This is a genomic window from Rhodothalassium salexigens DSM 2132 (assembly GCF_004341375.1).
Taxonomy (GTDB): domain Bacteria; phylum Pseudomonadota; class Alphaproteobacteria; order Sphingomonadales; family Rhodothalassiaceae; genus Rhodothalassium; species Rhodothalassium salexigens.
Window position 1 is genome coordinate 150,500 of record NZ_SLXO01000002.1, and the last position, 21,764, is coordinate 172,263.

Below are 21,764 nucleotides of genomic sequence, written 5' to 3' on the forward strand. Positions count from 1 at the left end.
CAGCCTCTGATGAGCCGCCGTCGAACAACAGCCGCCGGTGCCAGCACCCGGCGCTTTGGCAAAGATGGCCAGCGGCGAACCATCGACCCCACCCCTGTGAAGGTCCAGTAAAATGCTACAAGCACTGAATAATGTTAAGATTAGCAAGAAGCTGCCATCATTGATCGTTATGTTCTTGATGGTGGCGGCGTCGGGGGTCGGCCTCGTGGGCTTTCTTTCTGCCGGCGCACAGGTCAAAGACGAGGTCCGCCAGAAACTCGAAGCGGTCCTGGCCGCGCGACATGCGGAATTGGAGCAATACACGTCGGCAATCCGGGAAGACCTGCGGCTGGTGGCCAGCAACCCCTACACCCTGGAAGCGCTGGAGGCGTTCGACAACGGCTGGCAGGCCCTGGGGCGCGACGCCGATACCCGGCTACAACGCCTGTACATCGAGCAAAACCCCCATCCGGCGGGACAGCGCGAGCGCTTGGACGCCGCCGACGACGGCTCGCGCTACAGCGAAGCCCACGCCCGCTATCATCGCTGGTTCCGGTCGCTCCAGACCGAACGCAAGTATTACGACGTGTTTCTGGTCAATCGCGACGGCGATCTGGTCTATTCGGTGTTCAAGGAACCCGATTTCGCCACCAACCTGACCACCGGGATCTACCGCGATTCCGGCCTGGGTCACAGCGTGCGCGATGCGCTGGCGGCCGGCCAAGACGCCCAGCAGGTGTTCATCGACTTCACCGCCTACGCGCCGAGCGACGGCGCTCCGGCCAGCTTCATCGCCCAGCCGATTCGCACCGCCGATGGCCGCATTGCCGGCGTCCTCGCCTTCCAGATGCCGATCGATCGCCTCAATACGATCATGCAGCGTACCGACGGCATGGGCGACACCGGCGAGACTTATGTGGTCGGCAACGACCGGCTGATGCGCTCGGATTCCCGGTTCAGCGCTCAAACCACCATCCTCGACCGCCGGATCGACAGTCAGGCGGTCGCCGCCGCGCTCGCCGGGCAACAAGGGGTAATGATCGCTGACGACTATCGCGGCCAGAAAGTGCTCTCGGCGTACCGGCCGTTCACGTTGTTGGGCAACCGTTGGGCCATGCTGGCCGAACTGGACATGGAAGAGGCGCAAGCCCCGGTGGTGGGCATGGGACTGAAAATGCTGGTTCTGGGCCTGACGGTCATCGTGCTGGTCGGCATTATCGGAGCGTTGATGGCGCGATCCCTGTCGCGGCCGATCGCCAGCATGGCCGGCGTGATGGACGCGCTGTCGCAAAACAATCTAGCCGTCGACGTGCCCTATAACGACCGCGGCGACGAGGTGGGCCACATGGCCAAGGCGGTGCGTTTCTTCAAGGAAAGCCTGGTCCAGCGCCTCAGCGACCAGGAAAAGGCCCGGCGCCTGGAAGAAGACCAGCGCGCGGCCGCAGAAGCCGAACGTCAACGCGAAGAAGCGCGCAAGGACGCCGACCGTGAGCGCGAGCGCGCCGAAGCCGACGCGCGGCAGAAGAAGGCCGACGCCCTGGCCCAACGCATCGGCGCCTTCGACACCCAGATCGCCGAGTTGATGAGCACCGTGTCGGCGGCCACCGACCAGTTGGCCATGACCTCGAAGGCGATGACCGCCACCGCCGAACGCTCGGACAGCCAGGCGCAAACCGTCGCCGCCGCAGCGGAAGAAGCCACCAGCAATGTGGAAACCGTGGCCAGCGCCAGCGAGGAACTGGGCACCACCGCGCAGGAAATCGGCCAGCAGATGGAACGCGCCAACAGCGCCACCCATGCCGCCGCCGAAAAGGCCCACGCCACCATGAGCGTGATGGAAGCGCTCGAAGCCTCGTCCAACGCCATCTCGGAGGTCATCGACCTGATCAATGACATCGCCGAACAGACCAACCTGCTGGCGCTCAACGCCACCATCGAGGCGGCGCGCGCCGGCGAAGCCGGCAAGGGCTTCGCGGTGGTGGCCAGCGAGGTCAAGTCGCTGGCCACCCAGACCGGCCGCGCGACCCAGCAGATCCAAACCCAGATCGGCGACGTCCAAGGCCATTCCAAGCGCGCCGCCGAGGCCATGGCCGACATCTACAAGACCATCCAGGCGACCTCGGAACAGGCCACCACGGTCGCCGCGGCGGTCGAAGAACAGCAAAGCGCCACCGCCGAGATCGCGCGCAACATCGCCGACGCCGCCACCGGCACGCGCGCGGTGTCGAGCACCATCACCGGCCTGTCCAACGGCGTCAGCGAGACCAAGGAAGCCTCGCGCCAGGTTCAGGAAGCCAGCGACGACCTGGCCAGCAGCGCCAACGGCCTGCGCAGCGAGATCGAACGCTTCGTCAACGACGTGCGCCAGATCTCCACGGATTGAGCCGATCACCGCGCACCGGCCGATCCCGGCGGTGCGCGGTGACGACGCCGACGCCAGGACCCGGCAAGGGCGGCCGGCCTTGGTCCGGGGCCGGCTCGGTGGGCCACCTGCTCGATCAAGCTCCCAGCCACACCCTCATGGTTCAACACCGACGCCAACACCCTCGGCCGCGGCCGGCTGGCGTGACCGGGCGAACGGCGGCACAGCCACCGGCCGGTCCGCTGACGCCCAAGCCCGGCGGACACCTCGCCCGCGCGCCGGCGCGATCACGCCGCGCCGCCGGTTTCGTCGGAGCCGGCGGCGTCGGCCGATGCCGGGACGCCGTCGCTCAGGGCGTCAGCCTTGTCGCTGGCGTGCATCCAGCGAATGGCCAAGGGGCTGAAGCGGCCCTCGCTTTCGTGCCACCAGGCTTTCAGGTCCTTGTCGCCGAGGCTGACGATCAGCCACAGAAAACGCGGTTCGCCGGCATTGGCCCGGTCGACCGCGGACGGTTCGGCCGGGCCGCTGAGATGCGAATGGGCGCAACCGACGATGCTGCGGCCGCTGCCGCGCAGCATCCGTTGCAGTTGCAGGTGCATCTGAGGGTCGATTTCGAACTGGCCGCTGCCGCCGTCTTCGTCCGGGCCAGCCGCCCGGTTGCGGGTCGCCACGAACCGTTCGACGGTCAGCACGTCGTCGTCCCACCAACCGACCACCAACCCGCACGCCTCGTTGGGCACTGCCACCCGGGCGGTCTGGACGAAGCGGTCGGCGGCCTCCCGGTTCAGAAGGACGTGGCGGGGCGCAGGCGGATGGTCTGCCATGTCTCGGGCTCCGTTTCTGGGTCGGCGAAGACGATCAGATGACCGCCGGCGGCCAGCGCATAGACCAGCACAAGGCGCCCGTCCCCCGCGGGATGGGTGGCGATCAGGCGGCTGTCCGCCGGCGCGGTGAAGGTCGTCGAGGCAGGCGCGGCGACGCTTTCCTCCATCGCACCGATGCGATAGAGGATCGTCGCCACCACGACCCCGAAGCCAATGGCAAGGATCAGCCCCATGACCGCCACGGCGGCCTTGAGACCCCAGGAGACGCCTCCGGACGCCCCCGGCAGTGGCGGCGGTACAGGTGCAGACGCGGCGGCGCGCGATGGCAATTCGTCCATGGCGTTTCATACCCTCAAGGTAACCGATCCCGCCGAGGCGGGGGGGCGGCTCGACCGCTGGCTGGCCGCCCGTTTGCCGACATTGTCGAGGACACGTCTTAAAGCTTTGATACAGGCGGGCCAAGTATGCCGGGCCGACGGCACCGCAGTGCGGGAAGGCAAACGCCCGGTGGCGCTGGGCGAGACCTACCGGGTCACGGTGCCGGCGGCCGCCCCGGCAATCCCCGAGGCGCAGGCGATCCCGCTCGATATCCTCTACGAGGACGACCATCTGGTGGTGCTGGTCAAGCCCGCGGGCCTGGTGGTCCACCCGGCCGCCGGCAACCCCGACGCCACGCTGGTCAACGCGCTCCTGCATCATTGCCGGGGCAGTCTGTCGGGCATCGGCGGGGTCGCTCGGCCCGGCATCGTCCACCGGCTGGACAAGGACACCTCGGGCGTCATGGTCGCCGCCAAGACCGACCGCGCCCACCAGGGCCTTGCCCAGCAGTTCGCCGAACACAGCCTGACCCGGCGCTACCGGGCGCTGGTCTGGGGCGCGCCTTGCCCGGCCGCCGGGCGTATCGACGGCGCCATCGGCCGCCACCCGGTGGACCGCAAACGCATGGCCGTGCGCGCCACCGGCGGCAAGCGCGCAGTCACCCACTATGAAACGCTCGACCGGTTCGCCGGCCGCGGCCGCGCCGCCGCGCTCGCCCTGGTGCGCTGCACGCTGGAGACCGGCCGCACCCACCAGGTGCGCGTGCACATGGCCCATATGGGCCACCCGCTGGTCGGCGACCCGCTCTATGGCCGTGCGCCGGCGCGCGAGCGCCTGGCCCGCGCCTTGGGCGCCCCGGCCGCCGACGCTCTGCGCGGCTTTCCCCGCCAGGCGCTGCACGCCGCCGACCTGACCTTCCGCCACCCGGTGAGCGGCGCGGCACTGACCTTCTCCGCGCCGCTGCCCGACGACATGGCCGCCCTGGTCGCCAGGCTCACCGCCGCCGACGCGCCCTGACCGGCCCCGCCCTGACCGCGCCGCTCCCGACCGCAAGGCCCGGCCGCACCACCCGGGCGATCCCCGCCTCGCCATATTGACCGCCGCGCGGGCCGGGGCCAAGTTGACCAGACAGGGCCGGTCAGCCGCCGCGAGCGCGCGCTGCGGGCCCGCGCCCGTCGCATCGGTCACGCCCCACAGGCGAAGGAGGAGCCGCGCCCCATGGCATCGGATATGACATCGGACACGACCGCCCGCCCCACCCCCGGCAGCCCGGAGCACCGCACCGCCCCCCAAGGCGCCGAAGGACCCGACGGCACCGACGGGGCCGCCATCGGTCCCGCCGCCGCGACGCCGGACGCTGGTCGATCCGCCGCCACCGCGGCCGGCGGCGGCGATCTTGGCTTTGTGTGGACGCCGCCGCCGGGTGGCTACAGCTGGTGGTATGTGGATGCGCTCAGCGATGACGGCCGCTACGGGCTGACCATCATCGCCTTCATCGGCAGCGTGTTTTCGCCCTATTATGTGTGGGCCGGGCGCCGGGACCCGCGCGACCACTGCGCGATCAATGTGGCGCTTTACGATCTGGCCGGGCGCGGCCGCGGCGACCGCTGGGCGATGACCGAACGCGGCGCCGAGGCGCTCGACCAACGCGCCGACGGCATCACCGTCGGGCCGAGTGCGCTGACCTGGAACGGCGACACCCTGACCATCGAGATCGACGAACGCACCGCCCCGGTGCCGCGGCGGCTCAAAGGCACGATCACCGTCCACGCCAAGGCACTCAACCCCACGGCCCATGCCCTCGACGCCGCGGCGCGCCACCATTGGCGCCCGATCGCGCCGGTGGCCCGCGCCGAGGTGGCGATGACCGCCCCCGCGCTCGCCTGGTCCGGTCATGCCTATGTGGACAGCAATTGGGGCACCGAGCCGCTGGAAAAGGCGTTCGCGCGCTGGGACTGGTCGCGCGGGCGGCTCGGCGGCGACACGGTCACGCTCTATGCCGCCGACCGGCGCGACGGCACGCACAATGCCCTGGGCCTGCGCTACCATGCGGACGGCCGGGTCAGCGAGTTCGAGCCGCCGGCCGAGGTGGCGCTGCCGGTGACCGGCTGGCGGATGCACCGGCGCACCCGCACCGACGGCGGCCAGCCGCCCCACAGCGTCCGCACCATCGACGATTCGCCCTTCTACACCCGTTCGGTGCTGGAGGCGCCGCTGCTCGGCGCGCGGGTGGCGACCGTGCACGAAAGCCTCAACCTGGACCGCTTCGACACCGGGCTGGTGCGCGCCATGCTGCCGTTTCGTATGCCGCGCAAATGGTGGCCGCGCTAGACGCCGGGCGCGGCGACGGCCGGGTCGCCGCCTTTTCGCCCCACATGGCGCGCGCGCTGGTGATGGCCGAGCGCGCGGCAGCGGCGGGCGAGGTACCGGTGGGCGCGGTGGTGGTGGACCCGCAGGGCCATGTGCTGGCCGAGGCGGGCAACGCGCCGCGCGCCCTCAACGACCCCACCGCCCACGCCGAAATCCTGGCCATTCGCGCCGCGGCACAACGGCTCGGCCAGGAGCGGCTCGCCGGCTGCGACCTCTATGTGACCCTGGAGCCCTGCGCCATGTGCGCCGGCGCCATCGCGCACGCCCGCCTGCGCCGGGTCTATTTCGGTGCCGAAGACCCCAAGGGCGGCGGCGTGGTCCATGGGCCACGGGTATTCGACCGCACCACCTGCCACCACCGCCCCGAGGTCTATGGCGGCCTGGGCGAGCGCGCCGCCGCCCGCCTTCTGCGCGCCTTTTTTTCACGCCAACGTGACCGCTGACTCGCTGCTTCGTGACGCCTGCGCGGGCATGTGTTTACCGCTATGGCAAGCTGATCGCGGATAGAATGAGCCAACGCGGCGGGGCAACGCGGCGTCGAGGGGGATCTTGAGGACAGGAAAGCGGTGATGAGGAAGACCATATGGGCCGGGCTGTTGGCGGCGCTGGCGATCCTGGCGCTGAGCCCGGTTGGCGACCGGCTCTATCTGGCGGTGCGGCCGGCCGACACCATGCCCAGCGGCTGGCAGGACTATCGCGCCCTGGCGTTCGAGCGCGCGCAAAGCCGCGGCGAGCCGGTGCTGGTCGAGGTCTATGCCTCCTGGTGCCCGATCTGCCGCGTCCAAAACGATGCCTTCGAAGCCCTGTCCGCCGCCGGCGGGACGCCCCAGCTGCGCGCCTTCCGGGTCAGTTACGACCGCGACAAGGATTTTCTGCAGCAATTCGGGGTCGCCAAAACCGGCACCCTGCTGCTGTTCCACAACGGCGAGGAGGTGGCGCGGGCCGCCAATTTGACCTCGCCCGATGCCATCGACCGGTTCCTGGACCGCCATCTGCCGACCGAAAACGCCCGGCAATTGCCTGCCGAGGAAGACACGGACACCGAGGCCTGAGCGCCGCCTGGGGTCGCCGGGACCGACCACCCAGGCCCGCCGCTCAAGCTGGCTGCCCCGCTTGACGACCCGAGACCGGTCAGACGCGCGTCAGCGTGCGAAACGTGTCGATCATCGCCAACACCTGCTCGGCGGCCAGCACATGGTTGAAATGGCCGTGGCCCACGGTGCGGCCCCAGTGGATCGCCGGGGCGTGGGCGCGGATGTCCTGTTCGCGGTTCTGCGGCCGGTCGGCGCCCACATAGAGCAACGGCCGTGCGGCGGCGCGCGCCAGGGCGGCCGGCCCGTCCCAGTCCAGCATGGCGTCGAAGGCGGCGCGCGTGACGGCGGGGTCGGCGGCCGCCGCCGTGGCGGCGATCTCGTCGCGCAGCCAATCGGGCTCGTGACCGCGGAAAAACGCCTTGTCGCGCAGCGCGGTCAGCGTCGCCTGCGGATCGCGGCCAAGCCCGGCGCGGGTCGCTTCCATGCCGCAGCGCATCTTGTCGGTCCAGACGATCGGCGCGGGATCGAGCAGAACCGCGCCGGTGTACGCGTCGGGCCGCGCGGCGATCATCTCCAGCGCGATCTGCGCGCCCATGGAATGGCCCATCAGCAACACCGGTTCCTCGATCTGGAGCGTCGCCAGGAACGCCGCCATCAGGTCGGCATAATAGGCCAGCGTCACCGGCCCGTCGTCGGGCGCGGGGCTGGCCCCGAAGCCCGGCAGGTCGGGGGCGAGCACCCGGTAGCTCGCCTCCAGATGCGGGCGCAACGCCATGAAGGTGTGCCGGTCGGACGTCCAACCGTGCACCGCCAGCAAGGGCCGCCCGGTGCCGCCCGCGTCATAGTCGATCCGCTGTCCCGCCGCTTTCACATGCATGGCCCTGGTCCTTGTCCGCAATGGCTCGGCCGGTCGCGCCCGGTCACCGGGTCCGCGCGCCGCGCCGGAAAGAAGAATGCGCCGCCACCGGTCAGGCCGCCAGCCGCTCCACCTGCGCCCAGGCGAGCTTGGCGAGCGGCTCGCACATGGCGCCCTGGCTCGCCGCGTGCGCCGACGCCGCGGTGCCGCGCCTGACCCGGCCCAGGATGCCGTGAAGGATGCCCGCCAGCCGAAACATGTTGAACGCGATATAGAAATCGAACTCGTCCGCGGGGATCGGATCGCGCCCGGTGCGCTGGCAATAGGCGGCCACATATTGGGCCTCGGACGGCAGCCCCAGGGCTTCGATGTCCTGGCCCATGAGCCCGGTGAAGCCCTGCGGCGGCATGCGATACATCAAGCAGTGATAGGCGAAATCGGCCAGCGGGTGACCGAGCGTCGACAATTCCCAATCGAGCACGGCGCGGATGCGCGGCGCCTCGGCGTCGAAGATCAGATTGTCGATGCGGAAATCGCCGTGGACGATGCGGGTCTCGTCGCCCGGCGGGATGTTGTCGGGCAGCCATTCGACCAGCCGGTCCATGGCGGCGATGCGGCCGGCTTGCGCGTCGTCGCGATACTGGGTCGACCAGCGCGCGATCTGGCGGGCGAAATAATTGCCCGCCTTGCCATAGTCGCCGAGGCCGACGGCCGCCGGGTCGACCCGGTGCAGGGCGGCGATGGTCTCGTTCATGGCGTCGAAGACGGCGCCGCGCTGCTCGGGCGTCAATCCCGCCGGCGCGGCGTCCCAGAAGATCCGACCGTCCACATGGTCCATCACATAGAACCAGGTACCGATCACGCCGTCGTCGGTGCACAGCCCGTGGGTGCGCGCCACCGGCACGTCGGTGTGGCGGCCGAGCGCGGTCATCACCCGGTATTCCCGGTCGACCGCGTGCGCCGACTTGAGCAGCTTGCCCGGCGGCTTGCGGCGCAGCACATAGGCGCGGCCGGCGCCGTCGGTCAGCTTGTAGGTCGGGTTGGACTGGCCGCCCTTGAACTGGGCGACCGCCAGGCCCGGCGTGTAGCCCGCCACATGGTCGCGCATCCAGGCGTCGAGCGCGGCGATGTCGAAGGCGTGGGCGTCGCGCACCGGCATGGTGCCGGAAAACTGCTCGTCTCGGGACATGGGCCGTCCTCCCCCGGTTCGCCGGGGCTTGCCGCCCGGCTTATGTGGCGCCGCCCTCCCCGGCGGCGGCCGCGCCGATGTCGCGCCGGCAGAACCCGGCCGGCCAATCGATGCGATCCACCGATTGGTAGGCAAGACGGCGCGCCTCGGCAAGGTCCGCGCCGAGCGCGGTGACGCCGAGCACCCGGCCGCCCATGGCGTGCAGGGCGCCGTCGGCGGTGCGCAGGGTGGCGGCGTGGAACACCGTCGCGCCTTCGGCCTCGGCCGCCGTGATGCCGGCGATCGGCGTGCCGGTTTCGACCGCGCCGGGATACCCCTCGGCCGCCATGACCACGCACAGCGCACTGTGCGGAGCAAGCGCCACGGTGTGGCCGGCCAGCCGGCCGCGCGCCGCCGCCATCAACAACTCGCCCAGGTCGCTCTCAAGCCGGACGAGGAGCGCCTGCGCCTCGGGGTCGCCCAGGCGGACATTGTATTCGATCAGCTTCGGGCCGTCCTCGGTCAGCATCAAGCCGGCGTAGAGGATGCCCACGAACGGCGTGCCGGCGTCTTTCAGCGCGCGCACGGTGGGTGCGACGATCTCGTCATGGACCCGCTGCTTGAGCGCCGGAGTCAACACCACGGCGGGCGAAAACGCCCCCATGCCGCCGGTGTTGGGGCCGGTGTCGCCCTCGCCGACCCGCTTATGGTCCTGTGCGGTGCCCAGTTCCAACACCGTCTCGCCGTCGCACAGCGCGAAATAGCTGGCCTCGGGGCCGGTCAGGCATTCCTCGATCACCACCCGCGCGCCGGGCTTGTCGAAACAGCCGTCGACCGCCGCCAGGGCCGCGTCGACGCTTTGGGCCACCACCACGCCCTTGCCGCCGGCAAGCCCGTCGGCCTTGACCACGATGGGCGCGCCTTGGGCCTGCACATAGGCGCGCGCGGCCGCCCGGTCGTCGAAGCTTTCAAAGCGCGCGGTGGGAATGCCGGCGCGCGCGCACAGCTCCTTGGTGAAGGTCTTCGAGCCTTCCAGTTGCGCCGCCGCGCGGCCCGGCCCGCACACGGCGATGCCCTTGGCCCGCAAATCGTCGGCAAGACCCGCCACCAGGGGCGCTTCGGGGCCGACCACCACCAGGTCGATGCCATGGCGCGCGCACGCCGCCGCCACCGCCTCGCTGTTCTGGACATCCAGGTCGAGCGGCCGGGCCTGGTCGAGCGTGCCGGCATTGCCGGGCGCCACATAGACCTCCTGGACGCTCGCCGAGCGGTCCAACGCCCAACACAAGGCGTGCTCGCGCCCGCCGCCACCGATCACCAACACGTTCATGCCTACCCCCTTGGTCGCCGCACGCTATCGAAACGGCGGCGGTTCTAGCACACCGGGCGGGCGCGGCAAGGATCGCCGTGGACCGGCCCGGTGCGCGTGTGGCAGATAGCGCCGACGATACCGCCCCAAACCACCCCTCGACCGGCGCCAGGGCTTGCACCGCCGGGGCCGGCGCGCCAGACTCAAGCCAGCCCGACCGGCCAGCCCTGACCGGCCAGCCCCGACCGGCAGTCCAACCGGCCAGCCCGATCCGCCGCCCGCCTGGGCCGACCCGGTCACGACCCGACCCGGCCCCGCCGCTGATGAAAGGCTCGACCCGCGCCCATGACCCTCGACAATGTGCAGACGCTCACCGTCTCGGAACTCTCCGCCTCGCTCAAGCGCACGGTGGAGGGCGAGTTTGGCCATGTGCGGGTGCGCGGCGAGCTGTCGGGCGTCAAGCGCGCCGCCTCGGGCCATGTCTATATGGCGCTCAAGGACGACCGGGCGGTGCTCGACGGCGTGTGCTGGCGCGGCACCGCCGGCCGCCTGCGCTTCAAGCCCGAGGACGGGCTGGAAGTGATCGCCACCGGCAAGCTGAGCACCTATCCCGGCCGCTCCAAGTATCAGATCATCATCGACGAGATGGAGCCCGCCGGCGCCGGCGCGCTGATGGCGTTGCTCGAAGAGCGCAAGAAGGCGCTGGCGGCGGAAGGCCTGTTCGCGGCCGAGCGCAAGCGGCCGCTGCCCTATCTGCCCGAGGTGATCGGCGTGATCACCTCGCCCACCGGCGCGGTGATCCGCGACATCCTGCACCGGTTGCAGGACCGCTTCCCGCGCCGGGTGCTGATCTGGCCGGTTCAGGTCCAGGGCGAGGCGGCGGCGGGCCAGGTGGCCGCGGCGATCCAAGGGTTCAACGCGCTCGACGGCACCGGCGCGGTGCCGCGCCCCGACCTGTTGATCGTCGCGCGCGGCGGCGGCTCGATCGAGGATCTGTGGGGCTTCAACGAGGAAATCGTCGTCCGCGCGGCGGCCGACAGCGCGATCCCGCTGATCTCGGCGGTCGGCCACGAGACCGACACCACGCTGATCGATTATGCCGCCGACCGGCGCGCGCCGACGCCCACCGCCGCGGCTGAGATGGCCGTGCCGGTCAAGGCCGAGTTGGACGCCGCCCTGGCCGACCGCGCGGCGCGGCTGGTCCAGGCCCGGCGGCGCGACCTCGACCGCCGGGCCGAACGACTGGCCCATCTGGGCCGCGCCCTGCCGCGCCCGCGCGACCTGTTGGGCAGCGCGCGCCAGCGCCTCGACGAGGCGGCGGGCCGCCTGCCCCGCGCCCTGCGCGCGGTCGCCGGCCAGCGCCGGGGCGAGTTGAACCGCGCCGCCGGCGGGCTGACCCTCGGCCGGTTGCGCCAGGGCGTGCGCTTCAAGGGCGAGCGCCTGGCCCAGAGCGCCGCGCGCCTGGCGCCGGCCGCGCGCCGGCGCCTTGGCCATGACCGCGACCGGCTGGCGGCCTCGGCCCGGCTGCTCACCTCGCTCAGCCACCAGGGCGTGCTCCGGCGCGGCTACGCGATCCTGCAAGCCGCCGACGGCACCGTCCTGCGCCGCCGCACTGACCTGGCCCCGGGCCAGAGCGTCACGGCGCTGATGCAGGACGGCGCGGCCGCGCTGACCGTCACCGACGTGACAGCCCCGGGCGGCGACGGCCCCACGGCCGGATCCGAGCCCAGCCCGACGCCCGGCTCGGCCGTACCCAAGCGCGCGACGGCGAAGCGGCCCAAGACGGCAAAACGTCAGACCGGTGCCGGCGACGGTCGGCAGGCGTCGCTGTTCTGACCGACAAGCCCGCCCCAGCGCCATCGTTGAGAGAGATTTCTGCCATACTGCGACAAAGCCCGGGGCGGCCAAAGGGGACGCGGGTCGGGTGCCGCGCGGTCGGCTGGGTCGTGACCGGGGCTGTGCCATACCCCCGCCCCCTAGCCAGGAAACCCCGGCGCGGCGTACACTCAGGTCAAGGGCTTAGGCACCTGGCCGAGCGTTTACCCCGGCTTGACAACGGCCTGTCGGACCCCACCTAAACGGGCCAGCCGCAAAGGGTTAATCCGGTCTCGGCCGTAGACCGTAAAATGACACGGTAAAAGAGAGCGAGGAAACCATGGCAACGCCCACCCGAGCAACACTGCCGACCCCGGCGACGGAGGGCAGTCTTAGTCAGTATCTGCGGGAAATCCGCAAGTTCCCCATGCTGGAGCAGCAGCAGGAATACATGCTTGCCAAAGCCTGGGTCGAACATGAAGACACCGAGTCCGCCCATACGCTGGTGACCAGCCATTTGCGTCTGGTGGCCAAGATCGCCATGGGCTATCGCGGCTATGGCCTGCCGGTCTCCGAATTGATCTCGGAGGGCAATGTGGGCTTGATGCAGGCGGTCAAGCGGTTCGATCCCGAAAAGGGCTTCCGGCTTGCCACTTACGCCATGTGGTGGATCCGGGCATCGATCCAGGAATACATCCTGCGCTCCTGGTCGCTGGTCAAGATCGGCACCACGGCGGCGCAGAAGAAGCTGTTCTTCAACCTGCGCAAGGTGAAGGGCCAGATCAAGGCGGTCGAGGAAGGCGACCTGCACCCCGATCAGGTGGAGCAGATCGCCACCAAGCTGTCGGTGTCGGAAGACGATGTGATCAGCATGAACCGTCGGCTGTCGGCCCCCGACCACTCGTTGAACGCGCCGGTGCGCATCGACGGCGACGGCGAATGGCAGGACTGGCTGGTGGACGAAACGCCGTCGCAGGAAGTGTTCTATGCCGAGTCCGAAGAACTGCGCCACCGCCAGCACATGCTGCGCGACAGCATGGACGTGCTCAACGAGCGTGAAAAGCACATCCTCACCGAACGCCGGCTGAAGGAAGACCCGACGACGCTGGAAGACCTGTCGAAGGTTTACAACATCAGCCGCGAACGGGTTCGCCAGATCGAGGTGCGCGCGTTCGAAAAACTGCAAAAGGCGGTGCGCAACAAGGCGCGCCAGGACGCCACGCCGAAGCTCGAAGACGCCGAAGCCTGATCCCGAGCGGGGAGCGGCGGGCCGAGGCACGGTCCCGGCCAACCGCCTCCCCCGCGCCCTGCCGGCCTCGGTCATGCCCGCGACGTTCGGTGCCAGGCTCGCCGCCAGCGGCTCAACGCGAGGCCGCCCGTCGCTTGCAGAGTGTGATACTGCCTGACCGATCCATCGTTACACGGCCGATATGGGCGGCGCTTCGCTGCGCGATCGGCAGGGCAAACGGTGCGCTCAGGTATCGGTCTGGCGGACGCTTTCGCCCCACTCTTCCACCAGATCTTCTTCGACCTTGTTGATCTTCTTGACCTGATCGAAATTGCGCATCTGTACCAAGGTCGCCACCACCACCGGCGCGGCCCACAGCACGACCATTCCGGCCGCCGCCGCCCCATACATGACGATGAACAGCCACATCTGCGTGAAGTCCTGGAGAAGCATTTCCAAGTCGCTGCGGAACCAATACTTCACCACATAAGGGATCACGCCGGTCAGGTTGAAAGCAAAAATGGTGCGCACGCGCACAGCCCGAAACTCGCCGCTTTCGACGATCATCGCCACCAGCGTCGGCGCCAGCCCGATGGCGGTCACCAGCGCCACGGCGGGCTTGACCACCATCAGGCCCAGAATGAACAGGACAAACAGCAGCGTCGAGCCGAAGCCGCGCTTCTTCTTGCTTTTCTTGCCCGCCTGGGCGGCCGCTGCCTTGGCCATCGCCTGTTATCCCAAAAACTGGAACGCCGCAAAGGTGGTCACGCCCGAGACCAGGAGATAGCCCATGGTCTGAGCAGCGCTATACCCGGTGCGCAGAATCGGTCCCTCGCGCGGGCTCACCTTGCGGATCAGTTGCCGTCGATCATGCGCCAATTTGGCACATTGGGCCTGCGCCTGATAGTATTCGCGTTCATCGCGGCGGGTCACTTCGGCCAGATCGATCTTGGCCATCAGCTTCGACAAACTGCCGATACCCTCCAGGCTTTTGAGAAACTTTTCCACCTGGTTGCGCCGGGTCTTCGATTTCAGGTCCTTCACCACCGGGCGGAAGGCGTTGAGAATGATGCTGGCCAGATTGGGCAGATCGCCCACATTGCCCTGGCTTTGCAGATAGCCGAGCAGATCCATCAGCGGTGGGATCAGCTTGAGATTATCGTCGCCCGCCGAGCCGATGCGCCGCAGCACCGATTCCAACCCCTGCCCGCGCGCGACGATGAACGCCATCACATGCCGGTCGAGCAGCGCCTTGGCCGAACTGTCGGCGGCGACGCTTTCGTCGAGCGCCACCAACGCGGCGCGCAGCGTGTTGACATGCTTGCCGTCGAACTTGGGCGACAGGCACTCGATGCCGTCGCACTGGGAATAGAGCGCATATTCGACGCCGCCGCCCACGTCGAGCGTCTTCATGGTCTGCATGGTCGGCAAAAGATGGGCGTAGAACGGCTTGATGCCCTTGTCTTTCTCCATGATAATTTCGACCAGCGTCTCCAGAAAGCCGCCGCGCAAAATGTCGTCATAGGCGGCGATGCCCGGTTCGTTGCCGTCGGCCATCTGGCGCGCCAACCCGGTGCCGACGCCGTCGAGCATGAACGACTGGCCGCGATAGCGGATCGGCCCGCGCGGGTCGAGGAACGCACACACCCGGGCGACCAGCTTGGCGTCGCTGCTGCCGCTGGCCGACAGGTCCATGTCGGGCGACACATCGAGCAGCCGTTCGAGCTTTTCGGTGAACAACTCGGACGTGACGATCTGCTGGATCCAGTTGCCGAAGTCCAGCTTGCGAATGTACTCGGCCGAGCGGCGTTCGTCCTCGGCGAAGGCGCGGGCGAGCATGCGCCGGTCGGTGAACATCTTGCCCTGAAACTTGACCGGCCGGGCGAGCGCCCAACTGCGCATGCCCGAACGCCGGGTCGGCACCGCCCCATCGAGCCAGTTGGACAGGTCGCGCACGGTCCAGCGGTCCTCGGGGTCGTCGTTCAACATGCCGCGCAACAAAATGCCCAGCGCGCCGGGGATGTCGCGCCCCCGGCTCAAGGCCCAGAACGAGCCTTGGTTGACCCGCGCCTCGAACATCTGCTCCTCGGTCAGGTCCTGGCCCACCGTCTCGCCGAAGAACAGCGACAGGAGCGTGGCGCCCAGCGCGAAGATGTCGCACCCCGAATCGCCCTCGCCGCGCGCCTCGGTGTTGGCGTTGGAGCGTTCGAGCGGCTCGAAACAGGACGGCTGACCCGCCCCCGGCAGCGCCGTCACGCATTCGCCGAGGAAGAAATCCTGGCTGCCCGAGCCGGACATGAACACGGTGTTGGGGCGGATGTTGCGGTGATAGATGCCGCGCCCATGCAGCGCCTGAAGCGCCCGGATGCAGGCCGGCAGGATCACCTGGCGAATGGTCGGAAACGGCACCGAGGCCGCCTTGCCGCCGGGCACCAGCATCGGCTTGTCGCCGGGAAACTCGATCACGGTCACCAGCGCCTCGCGTTGGCGGCCGTCGATCTTCACCCTGGTAACGCCTTGAAACGTCGGGTTAACCAGGTTGACCGCCGGCAAGGCGACCAGTTTTCGAAACACGTCGCCGCGGGTCGGCACGCCGGGACGCTGGATCACCGCATAAACCATCTGACGTGGCCGGCGCAGATCGCGCGCCGCGAACGCGCGGCCGCCGAACGTGTCCAGATTGGGATACGGCCGCGTAAAGTCGATCTCGATGAAATCGAGCGCTTCGGTCCGGTCGGTCGCGGTCACAGCCATAGAAATCGTCCCTGGTCGCGCAGAACCGGGCGGCACGCCAGCCCGGCCCCCGTCTGCTGAACAACAGCAGATGACCCTTAAACTGGCGTTAAACAGGCGCCGGCGGGGTAGCGGGAGACCCAACCCGACCGCCCCCGACCGCCCGACAATGGTCGGTGGCCCGCGGCCTCGCCCGCCGTCCGGTCAGTCCTGGAACGGGTCGCGCACCATGATCGTGTCGTCGCGCTCGGGGCTGGTGGACAAAAGCGCCACCGGCGCGCCGACCAGTTCCTCGATCCGGCGGATATACTTGATCGCGGTGGCCGGCAATTCGGCCCAGCTGCGCGCTCCCTCGGTGCTCTGGCTCCAGCCGTCCATGGTCTCGTAGATCGGCCGCACGCGCGCCTGTTCGTCCATGGCGTAGGGCAGATAATCGAGCCGCTTGCCGTCCAGGTCGTAGCCGACACAGACCTTGAGTTCGTCGAAGCCGTCGAGCACGTCGAGCTTGGTCAGCGCCAGCCCGTCGATGCCCGACACCGCCACCGCCTGGCGCACCGCCACGGCGTCGAACCAGCCGCAACGCCGGCTACGCCCGGTGACCGTGCCGAATTCCCGGCCGCGCTCGCCAAGCCGTTGGCCCACCGCGTCATTCTGTTCGCTCGGGAACGGGCCCGAGCCGACGCGGGTGGTGTAGGCCTTGGTGATGCCGAGCACATAGTCGAGCGCGCGCGGGCCGACGCCGGCGCCCGCAGCCCCTTGCCCGGCCACCGTGTGCGACGAGGTGACGAAGGGATAGGTGCCGTGGTCCACGTCGAGCAGGATGCCTTGCGCGCCTTCGAACAGAATCCGCCGGCCGCTGCGCTCGGCCTGTTCGAGCGTCCGCCACACCGGCGTGGCGAACGGCAGCACCCGCGGCGCGATCTCGGCCAGCGCCTCCATGGTCGCCGCCTTGTCGATCTCGGGCGCGCCCAGGCCCTTGCGCAGCGCATTGTGGTGGGTGAGCAGGCCGTTGAGCCGCGCCTCGATGGTCGCCGGGTCCTTCAGGTCGCACAGGCGCAGCGACCGGCGGCCCACCTTGTCCTCATAGGCCGGGCCGATGCCGCGCCGGGTGGTGCCGATCTTGACGCCGGTGGTGGCGTCCTCGCGCAGCCCGTCCAACTCGCGGTGGAACGGCAGGATCAGGGCCGCGTTGGCGGCCACCTGCAAACTATCCGGCGTGATCGACACGCCCTGTGCGGTCAGCCGGTCGATTTCGTCGGCCAGCGCCCAGGGATCGACCACCACGCCCGAGCCGATCACCGACACGCGGTTGCTGCGCACCACGCCCGACGGCAGGATCGACAGTTTGTAGGTAACCCCGTCGATGACCAGCGTATGACCGGCATTGTGGCCGCCCTGGAACCGCACCACCACATCGGCGCGGTTGGACAGCCAGTCGACGATCTTGCCCTTGCCTTCGTCGCCCCATTGCGAGCCGACGACCACCACATTGGCCATGCGCGTTACTCCTGTGCAGAAGAATTGGGTTCGCGGGCGCCGGCGCGATCAGCCGGCGGTGGAAACGGGCACCGGACCCCGGTCGGTCAAAACGTGGCTGCACTGCAGCCGCCGTGCTTCTTCCACGGGGTCGCCCGGTTTGGCAAGCCCGTTGACCGTGCGCCACCCGGCACCGCGCAGGGCAGCGGCCTCGGCGCGCGGCGTCCCGGCGGGCACATAGACGGTTTCGGCCGGCGCCGGCGGGGCCAGGCCCTGTAACATGGTATCGAGATAGAGCGAGAAGCCCACCGCCGGCTCGCCGCCCGGGCCCCGGTCGGTGCCGGCCGCGTCCGCGCCGCCGGTGCGGTAGCGCCCGCCCCGGCACAGCGCGCCGCGCACGCCATGGGCGAACAGGCTGAACGCGGCCCCGCGCTTATAGTGAAAGCCGCGGGTCTCGCCGGGGTCGACGGTCAGCGCCACGCCCGGCACATCGGCGGCGATCCGCCCGGCCAGGTCGGCCAGGTCGCGGGCCAGGCGCGCCGCCTCGTCCGGCAGGTCGAGCGCCAACAGGCGCGCCAAGGCCGGCTCGGCCAGACCGGCGGCTTCGAGCACGCCGCGGCCCAAGCCGCGCGCGGTCTCGTCCAAGCCGTCGAGCGCGCCCACATCCTTGGTGTCGAGCGCCGCGGTCAAGGTCTCGGCCGCAGCGGCGTCGAGGCCCAGGCCGCGCGCCAGGGCCGGCACGAAGCCGACCATGGTCAGGTCGAGCGACAGACCGTCGAGCCCGGCGGTCTCGGCCGCCTCGACGGCGAGCGCGATCACTTCCAGTTCGGCCTCGCGGCCCTCGGCGCCGATCAACTCGACGCCGGCCTGGCGAAACTGGCGCTGCGGGCGCAACTGGCTGCCGCGCACGCGCATCACATGGCCGGCATAGCTCAACCGCAGCGGGCGCGGCCGATCGGCAAGCCGGGTGGCGGCGAGGCGCGCGATCTGCAAGGTCATGTCGCTGCGCACCGCCATCATGCGGTTCGACGCCGGGTCGAGCAGCCGGAACATCGGCGCCGCTCCGGCGCTCAGGCGTCCGGCCGGGGCGCCGGCGAAGCCCGCCCCGGCCAGACTGTCTTCGAACTCGACCAGAGGCGGCGACACCCGTTCATAACCATGGGCCGCGAACGTCGCGGTCAGCCGGTCGGTCAGCCGCGCCTCATGCTCGGCCCAGGGCGGCATGAGATCGCGGAACCCTTCGGGCAGAAGCCCGCGGGCGCCGGGGCCCGGGGCGAACGGCGGTCGCTCGGCAGTCATGGCTGGGGTCGGTCCTCCGGTCGGGGTCGGGGTGCGCGCGCTAGAAACGCAGCGCCTTGGCCTGACGCACATGGGTCAAGGCGTTGATTTTGTCCAGCACCTCTTTGCCCACCGGCTGGTCGACCGCCACCAGGGCCACGGCGATGCCGTCCGGGCCGTCGTCGCCGGGCCGGCCCAAGCTGAAGCGCGCGATGTTGATGCCCGCCTCGCCAAGCGTGCTGCCCAGCGCGCCGATGAAGCCCGGCTTGTCGTTGTTGGTGACGTAGAGCATGTGCTGGGACAAGCGCGCTTCGATCGGCACATCGTTGATGCGCACGATGCGCGGCGCCTCGTTGGCGAACAGCGTGCCCGACACCGTGCGTTCGCCCCGGTCGGTCTCGACGGTGAGGCGAATCAGCGTGTGATAATCGCCGGCGCGGTCGTGCTTGACCTCGGCCACCTCGATGTCGCGTTCGCGCGCGATCACCGGGGCGTTGACCATGTTGACCGAGTCCATCAGCGGCGCCAGCAACCCTTCGAGCACCACGGCGGTCAGCGGCTTGGTGTTCAAGGTCGCCACATGGCCCTCATATTCGATGCGCGCCTTCTTCAGGCTCGACTCGGTGATCTGGCCCGCGAACCCGCCGACCTGTTCGGCCAGCTTCATATAGGGCTGCAACAGCGGCGCTTCCTCGGCCGACAAGGACGGCATGTTGAGCGCGTTGGTCACGCCGCCGGTCAACAGATAGTCCGACATCTGCTCGGCCACCTGGATCGCCACATTGACCTGCGCCTCGGTGGTCGACGCACCCAGATGCGGGGTGGCGACGAAATTGGCGGTGCCGAACAGCGCGTTCTCCTTGGCCGGCTCTTCGGCGAACACGTCGAGCGCGGCGCCGGCGATCTTGCCGCTGTCGAGCGCTTCCTTGAGTGCCGCTTCGTCCACCAGGCCGCCGCGTGCGCAGTTCACCAGCCGCGCGCCGGGTTTCATCTTGTCGAACGCCGCCTTGCCGACGATGCCGCGGGTCTGGTCGGTCAGCGGCGTGTGCAGGGTGATAAAGTCCGACTTGGCGAACAGTTCGTCCAACTCGACCCGGCGGATGCCCAGTTCGCGCGCCCGGTCTTCCGACAGGAACGGGTCATAGCCCAGCACGCGCATCTTCAGCCCCAAGGCGCGGTCGGCGACGATCTGGCCGATATTGCCGCAGCCGATGATGCCCAGCACCTTGCCGTGCACCTCGACGCCCATGAACTTGGACTTTTCCCACTTGCCGGCCTGGGTCGAGGCATTGGCGGCGGGGATGTTGCGGGCCAGCGCCATCATCATCGAAATGGCGTGCTCGGCGGTGGTGATCGAGTTGCCGAACGGCGTGTTCATCACCACCACGCCGCGATTGGTGGCCTCGGGCACATTGATGTTGTCGACGCCGATGCCGGCGCGGCCGATCACCTTGAGATTGTCGGCCGCGGCCAGGATCTCCGGCGTCACCTTGGTGGCCGAGCGCACCGCCAGGCCGTCATACTCGGCGATGCACGCCTTGAGCTCGTCGGGGCTCATGCCCGGCTTTTCGTCCACGTCGACGCCCCGGTCGCGGAAGATCTCCGCCGCCTTGGGGCTCATTTTATCGGCAATAAGAACCTTGACCATGTGATGCTCCTGTGTGCGGCGCGGGCGGTCCGGCCGCCTCTCGACGAACCGCCCAACCGGCCGTCGAGACGCGGCGGCCGGCATGTCCGAACACGACGTGTCCGGGGCTGCCGTCGCCTCACCTGTCAATGAAAATGTGCCAACCCGCATGCCGACCTCGGCCGGCGCCCGGGCGAACGTGCCAATGGCTTAAAAGTCGGCCTTGACGGTCTCGTAGGCCCAGTCGATCCAGCCGGTCAGCGCGGCCACATCGTCGGTGTCGACGGTGGCGCCGCACCAGATGCGCAGGCCCGGCGGCGCGTCGCGATAGCCGTTGATGTCGTAGGCGACACCCTCGCCCTGCAACAGCGCGTCGATCTTCTTGGGCACCTGGGCCCGAGCCTCGGCATCGAGGCCGGCGAACCAGTCGTCGACGATCTTCAGACACACCGAGGTGTTGGAGCGGATCGCCTTGTCGGCGGCCAGGAAATCGATCCAGTCGCGCTTGGCGACCCAGTCTTCGAGCACCGCCAGATTGCGCTCGCTGCGCTTGATCAGACCGTTGAGACCGCCCACCTGCTCGCCCCATTTGAGCGCGTCGAGATAGTCTTCGACGCACAGCATGGACGGCGTGTTGATGGTCGCGCCCTCGAAAATGCCCTCGTTGAGCTTGCCGCCCTTGGTCAGGCGGAAGATCTTCGGCAGCGGCCAGGGCGGCGTATAGCTTTCCAACCGCTGCACGGCGCGCGGGCTCAGGATCAGCACACCGTGGGCAGCCTCGCCGCCCATCACCTTCTGCCAGGAGAAGGTGGCGACGTCGATCTTGTCCCAGGGCAGATCCATGGCGAACGCGGCCGACGTGGCGTCGACCAGGGTCAGGCCGTCGCGATTGGCCGGAATCCAGTCGCCATCGGGCACCTTGACGCCCGAGGTGGTGCCGTTCCAGGTGAAGCAGACATCGTGCTCGGCCGCATTGACGCCGGCCAGATCGACGATCTCGCCATAGTCGGCGGTCTTGATCTGGCAGTTGTCGAGCTTGAGCTGTTTCTGCGCGTCGGTCACCCAACCCTGACCGAAGCTCTCCCAAGCCAGCATCTCCACCGGCCGGGCGCCCAGAAGCGACCACATGGCCATTTCATAAGCGCCGGTATCGGACGCCGGCACGATGCCGATGCGGTGGTCGGCGGGCACGTTGAGGATCGCGCGGGTACGCTCGATCGCCTCAGCGAGCTTGGCCTTGCCGGGTTTGGAGCGGTGGGAACGGCCGACGGGGGCTTCGGCGAGCACGCTTGGCGTCCAGCCCGGACGCTTGGCGCAAGGCCCCGACGAGAAATGCGGCCGTCGGGGACGGTCGGTAGGCTTCGACATAGGTTTTCTCCTCTCCTTC

General features: G+C 69.3%; 18 protein-coding genes. 7 read left to right on the forward strand and 11 right to left on the reverse strand.

Annotation, left to right across the window (positions count from 1 at the left end; translation table 11 throughout):
* Positions 1–169: 169 nt before the first annotated feature.
* Positions 170–2,362, forward strand: a complete 2,193-nt coding sequence (locus EV659_RS03110) for a methyl-accepting chemotaxis protein (protein ID WP_242463658.1) — start codon at positions 170–172, stop codon at positions 2,360–2,362.
* A 266-nt stretch (positions 2,363–2,628) separates the two neighbouring features.
* Here the strand turns inward: EV659_RS03110 and EV659_RS03115 are convergent, their stop codons facing one another.
* Both EV659_RS03115 and EV659_RS03120 read right to left on the reverse strand, forming a co-directional pair.
* Positions 2,629–3,165 carry a M67 family metallopeptidase gene (locus tag EV659_RS03115; protein WP_132707367.1) on the reverse strand — a complete coding sequence of 179 codons (537 nt, stop codon included), beginning with the start codon at positions 3,163–3,165 and terminating at the stop codon, positions 2,629–2,631.
* The gene (locus EV659_RS03120) at positions 3,126–3,503 is read right to left on the reverse strand and encodes a hypothetical protein (RefSeq protein WP_200288009.1); all 378 of its coding nucleotides are present in this window, start codon (positions 3,501–3,503) and stop codon (positions 3,126–3,128) included. The genes EV659_RS03115 and EV659_RS03120 overlap by 40 nt, the downstream gene beginning before the upstream one ends.
* On the opposite strand from EV659_RS03120, the gene EV659_RS03125 reads away from it, so the two are divergent.
* The 4 genes from EV659_RS03125 to EV659_RS03140 all read left to right on the forward strand — a co-directional run bounded on the left by EV659_RS03125 (position 3,502) and on the right by EV659_RS03140 (position 6,905).
* The gene (locus tag EV659_RS03125; protein ID WP_200288011.1) at positions 3,502–4,500 is read left to right on the forward strand and encodes an RluA family pseudouridine synthase; all 999 of its coding nucleotides are present in this window, start codon (positions 3,502–3,504) and stop codon (positions 4,498–4,500) included. The genes EV659_RS03120 and EV659_RS03125 overlap by 2 nt on opposite strands.
* Before the next feature lie 201 nt (positions 4,501–4,701).
* A complete protein-coding gene (locus EV659_RS03130; protein WP_207894048.1) occupies positions 4,702–5,814 on the forward strand; it encodes a carotenoid 1,2-hydratase in 1,113 nt (370 codons plus the stop codon).
* Positions 5,815–5,858: 44 nt separating this feature from the next.
* Positions 5,859–6,296, forward strand: a complete 438-nt coding sequence (locus EV659_RS03135) for a nucleoside deaminase (protein ID WP_132707671.1) — start codon at positions 5,859–5,861, stop codon at positions 6,294–6,296.
* 126 nt (positions 6,297–6,422) lie between these two features.
* Entirely contained in the window at positions 6,423–6,905 is a 483-nt protein-coding gene (locus EV659_RS03140) for a thioredoxin family protein (protein WP_132707373.1), read from the forward strand.
* A 79-nt stretch (positions 6,906–6,984) separates the two neighbouring features.
* Here EV659_RS03140 and EV659_RS03145 read toward each other — a convergent pair whose 3' ends face one another.
* The 3 genes from EV659_RS03145 to purD form a co-directional block, all read right to left on the reverse strand.
* Positions 6,985–7,764 carry an alpha/beta fold hydrolase gene (locus EV659_RS03145; RefSeq protein WP_132707375.1) on the reverse strand — a complete coding sequence of 260 codons (780 nt, stop codon included), beginning with the start codon at positions 7,762–7,764 and terminating at the stop codon, positions 6,985–6,987.
* 91 nt (positions 7,765–7,855) lie between these two features.
* Positions 7,856–8,932, reverse strand: coding sequence for a phosphotransferase (locus EV659_RS03150; protein WP_132707377.1), 1,077 nt, complete (start codon positions 8,930–8,932; stop codon positions 7,856–7,858).
* A 40-nt stretch (positions 8,933–8,972) separates the two neighbouring features.
* On the reverse strand, positions 8,973–10,241 hold the full coding sequence (purD, locus tag EV659_RS03155; RefSeq protein ID WP_132707379.1) for a phosphoribosylamine--glycine ligase: 1,269 nt from the start codon (positions 10,239–10,241) through the stop codon (positions 8,973–8,975).
* 324 nt (positions 10,242–10,565) lie between these two features.
* Here purD and xseA point away from each other — a divergent pair, with 324 nt between their 5' ends.
* Positions 10,566–12,056 carry an exodeoxyribonuclease VII large subunit gene (xseA, locus tag EV659_RS03160; RefSeq protein ID WP_132707381.1) on the forward strand — a complete coding sequence of 497 codons (1,491 nt, stop codon included), beginning with the start codon at positions 10,566–10,568 and terminating at the stop codon, positions 12,054–12,056.
* Between the two features lie 319 nt (positions 12,057–12,375).
* Positions 12,376–13,284 (forward strand): RNA polymerase sigma factor RpoH, encoded by a 909-nt coding sequence (rpoH, locus tag EV659_RS03165; RefSeq protein ID WP_132707383.1) that lies wholly within the window; start codon positions 12,376–12,378, stop codon positions 13,282–13,284.
* 225 nt (positions 13,285–13,509) lie between these two features.
* On the opposite strand, the gene EV659_RS03170 is transcribed toward rpoH, so the two are convergent.
* The 6 genes from EV659_RS03170 to EV659_RS03195 form a co-directional block, all read right to left on the reverse strand.
* Positions 13,510–13,989 (reverse strand): hypothetical protein, encoded by a 480-nt coding sequence (locus EV659_RS03170; protein WP_132707384.1) that lies wholly within the window; start codon positions 13,987–13,989, stop codon positions 13,510–13,512.
* Between the two features lie 6 nt (positions 13,990–13,995).
* Positions 13,996–16,017, reverse strand: coding sequence for a protein kinase family protein (locus EV659_RS03175; RefSeq protein ID WP_132707386.1), 2,022 nt, complete (start codon positions 16,015–16,017; stop codon positions 13,996–13,998).
* A 183-nt stretch (positions 16,018–16,200) separates the two neighbouring features.
* A complete protein-coding gene (locus tag EV659_RS03180) occupies positions 16,201–17,493 on the reverse strand; it encodes an adenylosuccinate synthase (RefSeq protein ID WP_132707388.1) in 1,293 nt (430 codons plus the stop codon).
* 48 nt (positions 17,494–17,541) lie between these two features.
* Positions 17,542–18,771 carry an ATP phosphoribosyltransferase regulatory subunit gene (locus tag EV659_RS03185; RefSeq protein ID WP_132707390.1) on the reverse strand — a complete coding sequence of 410 codons (1,230 nt, stop codon included), beginning with the start codon at positions 18,769–18,771 and terminating at the stop codon, positions 17,542–17,544.
* 40 nt (positions 18,772–18,811) lie between these two features.
* The gene (gene serA, locus EV659_RS03190; protein ID WP_132707392.1) at positions 18,812–20,398 is read right to left on the reverse strand and encodes a phosphoglycerate dehydrogenase; all 1,587 of its coding nucleotides are present in this window, start codon (positions 20,396–20,398) and stop codon (positions 18,812–18,814) included.
* 189 nt (positions 20,399–20,587) lie between these two features.
* A complete protein-coding gene (locus EV659_RS03195) occupies positions 20,588–21,745 on the reverse strand; it encodes a phosphoserine transaminase (protein WP_132707393.1) in 1,158 nt (385 codons plus the stop codon).
* Between the last annotated feature and the right edge of the window lie 19 nt (positions 21,746–21,764).